Source organism: Azospirillum sp. TSO22-1 (assembly GCF_003116015.1).
Taxonomy (GTDB): Bacteria; Pseudomonadota; Alphaproteobacteria; order Azospirillales; family Azospirillaceae; genus Azospirillum.
In genome coordinates this window covers 61,774-72,924 of the sequence record NZ_LGQZ01000013.1, presented here as the reverse complement: position 1 = coordinate 72,924, position 11,151 = coordinate 61,774, and the positions used below count along the sequence as shown (strand labels likewise).

The window sequence follows — 11,151 nt, the reverse complement described above, 5'->3', positions numbered from 1 at the left end:
CGCTCACCCCAGCTTCACGTACCCGCGCTCGATCACCCGCTCGGCCGCCTCGAAGACGTGCACCATCTCCTCGTAGGCCTTGCGCAACGCCTCCAGCTTGGTGACCGAATCCGGATCGGGGTGGCGGTGCTCGGCGACCTGGAGGCCGAACTTGATGTAGTCGGCGCGCAGTTCGGCCACCCGCACGGCGACCTTCAGGAACGCCTCTTGATTCAGGTGCGGGATCGCCTGTCCCATGACCTGGCAGTTGGCCTCGAGGATCGCCGCCTCCAGGTTCTCCAGGAAGTGCCGCACGCGATGCTGCATCGCAATATCGGCGATCTCCGGCGTCAGTAACTTGTCCACCTTGCCCTTCGAATATTCGCCGACGATCTTGGACGTCATGATGGTGATCCTCCCGGAAAGTCAGCCCATCCTGACATGAACGTCTGAACGCTTGGTAACGATCTTTATCCGGCCGGCGCCGTGCGGACCACCATCAGGCGGTCGGTGCCGGATTCGGGCAGCCACACCTCGCCCGGGCGGCCGAGGATCTGCCGCACGTCCGCCTCGCGGCCGGAGCCGGGGACGCTGCCGGTGAAGGTCTCGCTGCGCGGGTCGAAGCTGACCACCGCGTTGGCGGCGAAATCGCTGACCCACACGATGTCGCGCTCGTCCACGTACACCGCGTAGGCGCGCGGTCCGTTGCCGGGCAGCATCCAGCTTTTCCAGGTGCCGCTGGAGGGCGTGTAGCGGCTGAGCTGGCCGGTGTTCCACTCGCTGATCCACAGGTTGCCCTTGGAGTCCGACCAGACGCGGCGCGCCCCCTGGCCCTCGGTCGGCGGCTCGATCACCGTCGCGGCGCCGGTGGCGGAGTCGATGCGCGCCAGATAGCTGCCGGCGAGCGAGACGTAATAGACGGTGCCGTCCGGAGTCGCGGTGATGCCGTAGGGGCCGCGGCCCTTCGGCGCCTTGAAGACCCGCAGACCCCCAGTCTTCGGGTCGAGACTGCCGTAGACGCCGTTCTGCCCGGTGAACCACAGCACGCCCTTGCCGTCGAACGCGCAGGTGTTGAGGTTGGCGGTGCCGGCGTCCTTGGGCAGCTTCCAGACGTCGACCTTCTGCGTCCTCGGGTGGTAGCGGACGATGGCGTTCTGGCCGCTGTCGGTGATCCAGGCGGCGCCGTCCGGCCCGGCGATGACCCCATGCGGCGCCGAGCCCTCGCCGAGCTTGACCTGCCGCACCTGCCCGGTCTTCGGGTCGAGGATGCCGAGTGCCCCCTGGTGCTGCGCGGTGTACCAGACGCTGCCGTCCGGCGCCGGCGCCACGTCGTGCGGGTGCGCACCCTTCGGCACTTCGTAGACCTTCACATCCGCCGCCAGGGCAGGGGAGGTCAGCAGCGTTCCGAGAAGCGCGAGCAGGGCGAAGCGAGGGGCGGGCATCAGGGTACCTCCATCGGTCGGCCGGTCAGCAAAGACATGGGCGGTCCCGGGGCCTGCGTCCAGCGTTCCGGTTCTACCGCCCATCCCCTCCATGGTTGTTGCCAAATGGGGAGCGGCGGGCTATGTAAGCGCCGTCGTCAAAACCACACGCGGGCTGGCGGACCTTCGGCGCGAGCCGACGGCCCCCTCCGGTGTTCGCATTTTGCGGACAGCGCCCGCGGCGGAACAACCGGAAAAGGTAGATTTTCCATGGCAATGCCCACCTTCACCATGCGCCAGCTGCTGGAAGCCGGCGTCCACTTCGGCCACCACACCCGCCGCTGGAACCCCAAGATGGGGCAGTACATCTTCGGCGTCCGCAACGGCGTGCACGTCATCGACCTGGAGCAGACGGTGCCGATGCTGCACCGCGCCATGCAGGCGGTGCGCGACGTCGTCGCCGGCGGCGGCCGCGTCCTGTTCGTCGGCACCAAGCGCCAGGCGCAGGAGAAGGTCGCCGAGGCGTCCAAGCGCTGCGGCCAGTACTACGTCAACCACCGTTGGCTCGGCGGCATGCTGACCAACTGGAAGACCATCTCCCAGTCCATCAAGCGCCTGCGCGAGATGGAGGAGCGTCTGTCCGGCGACACCGCCGGCCTGACCAAGAAGGAAATCCTGATGCTCACCCGCGAGCGCGACAAGCTGGAGCGCGCGCTGGGCGGCATCAAGGAGATGGGCGGCCTGCCCGACGTGCTGTTCATCATCGACACCAACAAGGAGTCGATCGCGGTCCAGGAAGCCAACAAGCTGGGCATCCCGGTGGTCGCGGTGATCGACAGCAACTCGAACCCGGACGGCATCGCCTTCCCGATCCCGGGCAACGACGACGCGCTGCGCGCCATCGACACCTACTGCGAGCTGATCTCGGGCGCCGTGCTCGACGGCCTGCAGGCGGAGATGGTCGCCGCCGGCGTGGACATCGGCTCCCAGGAAGAGGCCGGTGAGGCCCTGCCGGAAGAGGGCGCCGAGGCCGAGCAGGCTCCGGCCCAGGCCTAAAGACAGGCAAAAGGGCAGCCGGGCCGCGCTTCGTCTGGTCCGGCTGCCCTTTTTCATGAGTTCACGGTTGATACGTACTTAGACTCTTTTCGGAGAAAGGGCTCCCCCATGGCCGAGATTACCGCTGCGCTCGTCAAGGAACTGCGCGAGAAGACCGGCGCCGGCATGATGGATTGCAAGAAGGCGCTGGGCGAGACCAATGGCGACCTCGAGGGCGCCGTTGACTGGCTGCGCAAGAAGGGCCTCGCCGCCGCTGCCAAGAAGTCCGGCCGCGTCGCCGCCGAGGGCCTGGTCGCCGTCGCCACCGCCGGCACCGCCGGCGCGGTGGTCGAGGTGAACGCCGAGACCGACTTCGTCGCCCGCAACGACAAGTTCCAGGGCTTTGCCGCCGAGGCCGCCAAGGTCGCGCTGACCACCGGCGACGACATCGAGGCGCTGAAGGCCGCCGGCTACCCCGGCGCCGGCCACACCGTGCAGGACGAGCTGACCAGCCTGATCGCCACCATCGGCGAGAACATGAACCTGCGCCGCGCCGCCAAGCTGAGCGTGTCGGCCGGTGTCGTGACCAGCTACATCCACACCGCCATCGCGCCGGGCCTCGGCAAGATCGGCGTGCTGGTGGCGCTGGAGTCGACCGGCGACGCCGCCAAGCTGACCGAGCTGGGCAAGTCGATCGCCATGCACGTCGCCGCCGCCCGTCCGGAGGCGCTGGACGTCGCCGACGTCGATGTCTCTGCCCTGGAGCGCGAGAAGAGCGTGCTGGCCGATCAGGCCCGTGCGTCCGGCAAGCCGGAGTCGATCATCGAGAAGATGGTCGAGGGCCGCCTGCGCAAGTACTACGAGGAAGTCTGCCTGCTCGAGCAGACCTACGTGATCGACGGCGAGACCAAGATCCGCAAGGTCGTCGAGGCCGCCGCCAAGGACGTGGGCGCCCCGGTCAAGCTGACCGGCTTCGTGCGCTTCGCGCTCGGCGAGGGCATCGAGAAGGCCGCGTCGGACTTCGCCGCCGAGGTGGCCGCCGCCGCGGGCACCTCGAACGGCTGATAGGGTACCGTCCGGCGTTCCCTTCCTATATGTGAGGGGAGCGCCGGACGTCGCTTGCGCACGGCCTTCACCTTCAGGGAGCGTTCCATGGGTCAGACCCCGATGCCCGCCGACGGTATCCGGTACAAGCGAGTTCTTCTGAAGGTGTCCGGCGAAGCCCTGATGGGCAAGCGGGACTACGGCCTCGACCCGGAGATGGTGACGACGGTCGCCGAAGAGGTGAAGGCGGTCGTGGCGCTCGGCGTGCAGGTCTGCCTGGTCATCGGCGGCGGCAACATCTTCCGCGGCATCCGGGGTGCCGCCACCGGCATGGAGCGCGCCACCGCCGACTACATGGGCATGCTGGCCACCGTGATGAACGCGTTGGGCATGCAGAGCGCCTTGGAGCGCCTGGGCGTGCACACCCGCGTGCAGTCGGCCATTCCCATGGCCTCGGTCTGCGAGCCGTACATCCGGCGCCGCGCCATCCGGCACATGGAGAAGGGCCGCGTCGTCATCTTCGCCGCCGGCACCGGCAACCCGTTCTTCACCACCGACACCGCGGCAGCGTTGCGCGCGTCCGAGATGGGCTGCGACGCGCTGCTGAAGGGCACGCAGGTGGACGGCGTCTACACCGCCGACCCGAAGAAGGACCCGAACGCCACCCGCTACGAGCGGCTGACCTATCTGGACGTGCTGGCGCGCGACCTGCAGGTCATGGACGCGTCGGCTATTTCCTTGGCGCGCGAGAACCGCATCCCCATACTCGTATTCTCGATCCACACTCCGGAAGCCTTCGCCGAGGTGATGGCCGGGCGGGGCAAGTTCACGATCATCAGCGAAGAGAAGGAGTAACTTCCGTGGCCGAACCCGACATTTCCGACATCAAGCGGCGCATGGACGGGGCCCTCGAGTCCTTCAAGAAGGAACTGAGCGGGCTGCGCACCGGGCGCGCCTCGGCCAGCCTTCTCGAACCCGTCACGGTCGAGGCCTACGGCAGCAAGATGCACCTCAAGGAGGTCGGCACCGTCTCCGTGCCGGAGCCGCGCCTGATCACCGTGCAGGTGTGGGACCGCGGGATGCTGAAGGCGGTGGAGAAGGCGATCCGCGATTCCGGCCTGGGCCTCAACCCGCAGGCCGAGGGCCAGACCATCCGCGTGCCGATCCCCGACCTGACGCAGGAGCGGCGCAACGAACTGGCCAAGGTCGCCCACAAGTACGCCGAGGGGGCCCGCGTCGCCGTGCGCAACGTGCGCCGCGACGGCATGGACCTGCTGAAGAAGGCCGAGAAGAACGGCGACATCACCCAGGACGAGCACAAGGGCTGGCAGGACAAGGTCCAGGCCGTCACCGATCAGCACATCAAGATGATCGACGATGCGCTCGCCCAGAAGGAAAAGGAAATCACGCAGGTCTGAGGCATGCGCGACTCTCAGGAGAGCTGCCCGGCCGAGCCGCCCGTCCACGTGGCCATCATCATGGACGGCAACGGCCGCTGGGCCAAGGCGCGCGGCCTGCCGCGCACCGCCGGTCACAAGAAGGGCGTGGAAGCGGTGCGGCGCACGGTCGAGGCGGCGCGCGAGCTGGGCGTCGGCTATCTGACCATCTTCAGCTTCTCCTCGGAGAACTGGCGGCGCCCGGAGGAGGAGGTCTCCGACCTCATGGGCCTGCTGCGCTTCTACCTGCGCAGCGAGATCGCCGAGCTGCACAAGGCCGGCATCCGCCTGCGGGTGATCGGCGAGCGCCCCAGGCTGTCGCCCGACATCGTCCGCCTGATCGAGAACGCCGAGGAGCTGACCGCCGGCAACACCACCATGACGCTGGTGGTGGCGCTCAGCTACGGTTCGCGGCAGGAGATCGTGCTGGCGGCGCGCCGTCTGGCCGAGGAGGCGCGGGCTGGGCGCCTCGACCCGGAGAGCATCGACGAGGACGCGCTGACCGGGCGCCTGTTCACCGCCGACATCCCGGACCCCGACCTGATCATCCGCACCAGCGGCGAGCAGCGGCTGAGCAATTTCCTCTTGTGGCAGTCGGCCTACGCCGAGTTCGTGTTCACCGACACGCTGTGGCCCGACTTCACCAAGCGCGACCTGGAGGCTGCCATTGAAGAGTTTCACCGCCGGGAGCGACGCTTCGGCGCCACCACAGCCGGCAGCCGCTAAGGCCGCCAGCAAGGTCGCCGACCTCAAGATCCGCGTGCTCTCCGCCCTGGTGCTGGGGCCGGTGGTGCTGCTGGCCGTGTGGGCCGGCGGCTGGGTGTTCCGCGGGCTGCTCGCCGTCTCCGCCCTGGTCGCCATCGGCGAATGGGTGCTGATGGTGGCGTCCGACCGCACGCCGGAGGCGTTCTGGCACTCCCTGCTGGCGATGCTGGTGGTGATGGTGGTCTACGCGCTCGGCGGGCCGGCGGCGGCGCTGGCCGTGGCGGTGGCGCTCGGCTTCATCGTGCAGGCGTCGGCGGGGGGCAGCACGGGCTCCTGGCTGCTGGGCCTGGGCATCCCCTACGTAACGGCGGGCGTCGCCGGGCTGGCGTGGCTGCGCGAGAATCCGGGGCTGCCGCTGGTGATCTTCTGCCTGTTCGCGGTGTGGGCTACGGACATCGGCGCCTACGCCGCCGGGCGCGCCATCGGCGGGCCGAAGCTGGCGCCGCGCATCAGCCCCAAGAAGACCTGGGCCGGCCTGATCGGCGGCATGGTGGCGGCCGGGGTGTTCGGCGTCGCCGTGGCGTTCGCGGCCGGCGCCGCCCAGCCGTGGCTGGCGCTGCTGGTGGCGCCGCTGCTGGCGGTGGTCGGGCAGGCCGGCGACCTTTTCGAGTCCTGGGTGAAGCGGCGCTTCAACGTGAAGGACAGTAGCAACCTGATCCCCGGGCACGGGGGGCTGCTGGACCGCATCGACGGGCTGCTGGTCGCCGCCCCGGTGCTGGCGGTGTTCCACGCGACCCTTGGGAAGAGCTGGCAATGGTGGTGAAGCGGGCGCCGGGTGCACCGCGGCGGGTGACGATTCTCGGATCCACCGGGTCGGTGGGGACGCAGACGGTCGATCTGGTGGCGCGCGATCCGGCCTCCTTCGCCGTCGAAGCGCTGACCGCCAACCGCAACGCGGCCCTGCTGGCCGAGCAGGCGAAGACCCTGAACGCCCGCCTCGCCGTCGTCGCCGACCCGGCCTGCTACGCCGAGTTGAAGGCGGCGCTGTCCGGCACCGGCATCGAGGCGGCGGCAGGGCCGGAGGCGGTCGTCGAGGCGGCCGCGCGCGGGCAGGCCGACTGGGTGATGGCCGCCATCGTCGGCGCGGCCGGGCTGGAGCCGACGCTCGCCGCGGTGCGTCGTGGCGCTTCGGTGGCCTTCGCCAACAAGGAGGTGCTGGTCTGCGCCGGCGCGCTGATGATGGAGGAGGTGAAGGCGCACGGCGCCACGCTGCTGCCCGTCGACAGCGAGCACAACGCCATCTACCAGGTCTTCGACTTCAAGCACCCGCACCGTGTCCGGCGGCTGATCCTCACGGCGTCCGGCGGGCCGTTCCGCACCAAGGACCGCGCCTTCATGGCGACCGCGACGCGCGAGCAGGCGGTGGCGCACCCGACCTGGGAGATGGGCGCCAAGATCTCGGTCGACAGCGCCACCCTGATGAACAAGGGGCTGGAACTGATCGAGGCGCGCTTCCTCTTCGACATGCCGGAGGAGCGCATCGACGTGCTGGTCCACCCGCAGTCGGTCATCCATTCCATGGTCGAGTACGTGGACGGCTCGGTCCTGGCGCAGCTGGGCACGCCGGACATGCGGATTCCCATCGCCTACACCCTGGCGTGGCCCGACCGCATGGAGACGCCGGCGCAACGACTCGATCTCTTCAAGGCGCGCGAGCTGACCTTCGAGGAACCCGACCTGGAGCGCTTCCCGGCCCTGCGCTTGTGCCGGGCCGCCTTGCAAAGCGGGGGTGGCGCTCCTACTATCCTCAGTGCCGCCAACGAGGTCGCGGTCGAGGCGTTCCTCGACCGCCGAATCGGCTTCCTCGACATCGAACGGGTCGTCGAGGCGACGCTGGACGCCCTGCCGCACCAGCGCCTGGGCGACCTGGAGGCGGTGAGGGCGACCGACGCCGAGGCGCGCCGGGTCGCCGCGGAGCATCTCGGGCGCGTACGGGCCTGAGGGCGGACGGGGAGGGAACCTCCCCGCAGCGAAGGCATGGGGTTGATGAATTTCCTGGGTGGTTTCGGTACGTCGGTTTTCGCCTTCCTGCTGGTCCTCACCGTTCTCGTCTTCGTGCACGAGTTCGGCCACTACTGGATTGCGCGCCGCAACGGCGTGCGCGTCGAGGTGTTCTCCATCGGTTTCGGGCCGGAGCTGTTCGGCTGGTGGGACCGCTACGGCACGCGCTGGAAGTTCAGCGCCATTCCCCTGGGCGGCTACGTCAAGATGTTCGGCGATGCCGACCCCGCCAGCATGCCGGGGGCCGAGCTGCAGCGCATGACCGAGGAGGAGAAGGCCGTCTCCTTCCACCACAAGCGCCTGGGCCAGCGCGCCGCCGTGGTCGCCGCCGGGCCGCTCGCCAACTTCCTGTTCGCCTTCGTGGCGCTGACGCTGCTGTTCGCCACCGCCGGGCAGCCCTTCACCCCGCCGGACGTCGGCGGCGTGCAGCCGGGCAGCGCGGCCGAGCGCGCCGGCCTGAAGCCGGGCGACGAGATCCTCACCATCGACGGCGCCGGCATCCAGCGCTTCGAGGAGATCCGGCAGGTCGTCAGCATGAATCCCGGCCGCGCCCTGGCGGTCGAGGTGAAGCGCGACGGCCGCGTCGTGCCGGTCAGCGTGACCCCCGACTCCATCGAGGTGACGGATCGATTCGGCAACGTCCACCGCATCGGACAGCTCGGAATCATGCGCGCCGGCACCGAGCACAAGCGGCACGACCCGCTGTCGGCGGCGTGGCAGTCGGCGCGTGAGATCGGCGGCATGATCGGCGGCACCTTCACCGCGCTCGGCCAGATGATCGAGGGCTCGCGCGGCACAGAGGAACTCGGCGGGCCGCTGCGAATCGCCCAAATGTCCGGCGAAGTCGCGCAGACCGGCGTCTACGCGCTGATCTGGTTCATGGCCTTCCTGTCGGTCAACCTGGGCATGATCAACCTGTTTCCCGTCCCGTTGTTGGACGGTGGGCACCTGCTTTTCTACGGATTGGAGGGGCTGCGCGGCAAGCCGCTCGGTCCGCGCGCGCAAGAATACGGTTTCCGCATCGGACTTGCTCTGGTATTAACGCTCATGGTCTTCGCCACGTGGAACGACTTGGTTCAGCTCCGCGTGGTCGATTTCTTCCGGGGACTGATCTCCTAAATCGAGCGTTAAGCCAGGGGGCGTATTTTGCGGGTGTCGTCAAAGGTTCTGGCGCTCAGCCTGATGGCCGGCTGCGCCATGACAACGGTGTCTCTCGCCTTGGCGCAAGCCAACGGGCCCGCGGGGACACAGGTCGCCCAGGTCTTCTCGGGCGGAACCATCCGGGACATCCGGGTCGAGGGCACGCAGCGCATCGAGCCGAGCACGGTGCGCTCCTACCTGACGGTGCAGCCCGGCGACCGCTTCGATCCCGCGAAGATTGACGAGTCGCTGAAGGCGCTGTTCGCCACCGGCCTGTTCGCCGACATCCAGCTGAAGCGCGAGGGCGACTCGCTGGTCGTCGCGGTCCAGGAAAACCCGATCATCAACCGCATCGCCTTCGAGGGCAACCGCCGCCTCGAGACCGAACAGCTGGAAAAGGAGATCCAGCTGCGGGCGCGAGTCGTCTACACGCGTACCCGCGTGCAGTCGGACGTGCAGCGCATCCTCGACATCTACCGCCGCCAGGGCCGCTTCGCCGCGGCGGTGGAGCCGAAGGTCATCAAGCTCGACCAGAACCGCGTCGATCTGGTCTTCGAGATCAACGAGGGTGCGCGCACCGGCGTGCGCGCCATCAACTTCGTCGGCAACGAGCGCTTCTCGGCCGGCAGCCTGCGCGAGAACATCCAGACGCGCGAGACCGCGTGGTGGCGCTTCCTCACCTCCGAGGACAGCTACGATCCCGACCGCGTGAACTATGACCGCGAACTGCTGCGCCGCTTCTACCTGAAGGAAGGCTACGCCGACTTCCGCGTCGTGTCGGCGGTGGCCGAACTGACGCCGGAGAAGGAAGACTTCATCATCACCTTCACCGTCGAGGAAGGCGAGCGCTACAAGTTCGGCAAGGTCGACATCAAGTCCAACCTCAAGGCGCTCGACCCCGAGCAGTTGCGCAGCACCCTCATCACCAAGGAGGGCAACTGGTACAACGCGCAGGAGGTCGAGGACACCATCAACAAGCTGACCAACGCGGTCGGCGACCTGCAGTACGCCTTCGTCGACGTCCGGCCGCAGATCACGCGCAACCGCGACACCCAGACCATCGACATCACCTACGAGATCGCCGAGGGGCCGCGGGTGTACGTCGAGCGCATCGACATCACCGGCAACGTCCGCACGCTGGACAAGGTGATCCGCCGCGAGATGCTGGTGGCCGAAGGCGACCCGTTCAGCGCCACCAAGCTGAAGCGCTCCGAGCAGCGCATCAAGGACCTCGACTTCTTCGAGCGCGTGCAGGTGTCCTCGCAGGAGGGATCGGCGCCCGACCGCTCGGTGGTCGCCGTCGATATCCAGGAGAAGTCCACGGGCGAAATCGCGGTGGGCGCCGGTTACTCGACCACCGACGGTCCGCTGGCCGACTTCTCGATCCGCGAGCGCAACCTGCTCGGCAAGGGCCAGGACCTGCGTTTCGGCGCCACCGTGTCGAAGCGGCGCCAGGAGTACGACGTCAGCTTCACCGAGCCGTATTTCCTGGATCGCGACCTGTCGGCCGGCTTCGACCTGTTCCGCCTGACGCGCAACTACCAGAACGAAGCCTCGTACAACGAGAAGAACAACGGCTTCGCCCTGCGCATGGGCTATCCGCTGTCCGATCGCCTGCGCCAGCGCCTGTACTACCAGCTGCAGGGAACGACGATCTCCAACGTGCCGACCGCCGCGTCGATCTACGTGCAGCAGCAGGTCGGCAGCCGCGTGACCTCGCTGGTCGGCCAGGAGATCACCTACGACGCCCGCAACAGCCGCCTCGACCCGACCGAGGGCTATTATGTGCGCGTGCAGACCGACGCCGCGGGCCTGGGCGGTGCGGCGCGCTACCTGCGCACCAAGATCGGCGGCGGCGTCTACATCCCGGTGTTCAGCAACGACTGGGTGCTGAGCACCTCGGCCGAGATCGGCTACATCGTCGGCCTGGGCAAGGACGTGGCGCTGAACGACCGCTTCTTCATCGGCGGTGACACGCTGCGCGGCTTCCGCACCGCCGGCATCGGCCCGCGCGACCTGCGCACCAGCGACGCGCTGGGCGGTAAGGAGTACGCGCGCGGCAGCGTCGAGATGAGCTTCCCGCTCGGCCTGCCGGAGGACTTCGGCATCAAGGGTTATGGCTTCACCGACGTCGGCACGCTGGCCAAGAGCGGCATCTCCGGCGATCCGGGCGTGGCGGACGAGCGCTCGCTGCGCCTGTCGGTCGGCACCGGCGTATCGTGGAAGTCGCCGTTCGGCCCGATCCGTGTTGACTTTGCCATCCCGATCCTCAAGGAAAGCTACGACCGGAAGGAAATCTTCCGCTTCAGCTTCGGAACCAGGTTCTAACG

The 11,151-nt window shown here is 68.3% G+C and carries 11 protein-coding genes; 9 read left to right on the top strand and 2 right to left on the bottom strand.

The genetic code is table 11. The features are described from left to right. Window positions 1-3: 3 nt before the first annotated feature. Together TSO221_RS03890 and TSO221_RS03885 are read right to left on the bottom strand one after the other, a co-directional pair. A complete protein-coding gene (locus tag TSO221_RS03890) occupies window positions 4-384 on the bottom strand; it encodes a hypothetical protein (protein WP_109117166.1) in 381 nt (126 codons plus the stop codon). Between the two features lie 65 nt (window positions 385-449). Continuing rightward, on the bottom strand, window positions 450-1,421 hold the full coding sequence (locus tag TSO221_RS03885; RefSeq protein WP_199229378.1) for a hypothetical protein: 972 nt from the start codon (window positions 1,419-1,421) through the stop codon (window positions 450-452). Between the two features lie 249 nt (window positions 1,422-1,670). On the opposite strand from TSO221_RS03885, the gene rpsB reads away from it, so the two are divergent. The 9 genes from rpsB (at window position 1,671) to bamA (ending at window position 11,149) form a co-directional block, all read left to right on the top strand. After that, a complete protein-coding gene (gene rpsB / locus TSO221_RS03880; protein WP_109117165.1) occupies window positions 1,671-2,456 on the top strand; it encodes a 30S ribosomal protein S2 in 786 nt (261 codons plus the stop codon). A 108-nt stretch (window positions 2,457-2,564) separates the two neighbouring features. Next, the gene (gene tsf, locus TSO221_RS03875) at window positions 2,565-3,500 is read left to right on the top strand and encodes a translation elongation factor Ts (RefSeq protein WP_109117164.1); all 936 of its coding nucleotides are present in this window, start codon (window positions 2,565-2,567) and stop codon (window positions 3,498-3,500) included. A 102-nt stretch (window positions 3,501-3,602) separates the two neighbouring features. Next, complete coding sequence (gene pyrH / locus TSO221_RS03870) at window positions 3,603-4,334, top strand: UMP kinase (protein WP_109117223.1); 732 nt, start codon at window positions 3,603-3,605, stop codon at window positions 4,332-4,334. A 41-nt stretch (window positions 4,335-4,375) separates the two neighbouring features. After that, window positions 4,376-4,897, top strand: coding sequence for a ribosome recycling factor (frr, locus tag TSO221_RS03865; protein WP_211099123.1), 522 nt, complete (start codon window positions 4,376-4,378; stop codon window positions 4,895-4,897). Between the two features lie 3 nt (window positions 4,898-4,900). Beyond that, on the top strand, window positions 4,901-5,641 hold the full coding sequence (locus TSO221_RS03860; protein ID WP_109117162.1) for an isoprenyl transferase: 741 nt from the start codon (window positions 4,901-4,903) through the stop codon (window positions 5,639-5,641). Further along, window positions 5,583-6,443 (top strand): phosphatidate cytidylyltransferase, encoded by an 861-nt coding sequence (locus tag TSO221_RS03855; protein WP_109117161.1) that lies wholly within the window; start codon window positions 5,583-5,585, stop codon window positions 6,441-6,443. Before TSO221_RS03860 ends, TSO221_RS03855 begins: the two co-directional genes overlap by 59 nt. Next, the gene (locus TSO221_RS03850; RefSeq protein ID WP_109117160.1) at window positions 6,434-7,621 is read left to right on the top strand and encodes a 1-deoxy-D-xylulose-5-phosphate reductoisomerase; all 1,188 of its coding nucleotides are present in this window, start codon (window positions 6,434-6,436) and stop codon (window positions 7,619-7,621) included. Before TSO221_RS03855 ends, TSO221_RS03850 begins: the two co-directional genes overlap by 10 nt. A gap of 45 nt (window positions 7,622-7,666) precedes the next feature. Beyond that, a complete protein-coding gene (gene rseP, locus TSO221_RS03845) occupies window positions 7,667-8,800 on the top strand; it encodes an RIP metalloprotease RseP (RefSeq protein ID WP_109117159.1) in 1,134 nt (377 codons plus the stop codon). A 33-nt stretch (window positions 8,801-8,833) separates the two neighbouring features. Continuing rightward, window positions 8,834-11,149, top strand: a complete 2,316-nt coding sequence (gene bamA, locus TSO221_RS03840; protein WP_348770249.1) for an outer membrane protein assembly factor BamA — start codon at window positions 8,834-8,836, stop codon at window positions 11,147-11,149. The last annotated feature ends 2 nt before the right edge of the window (window positions 11,150-11,151 follow it).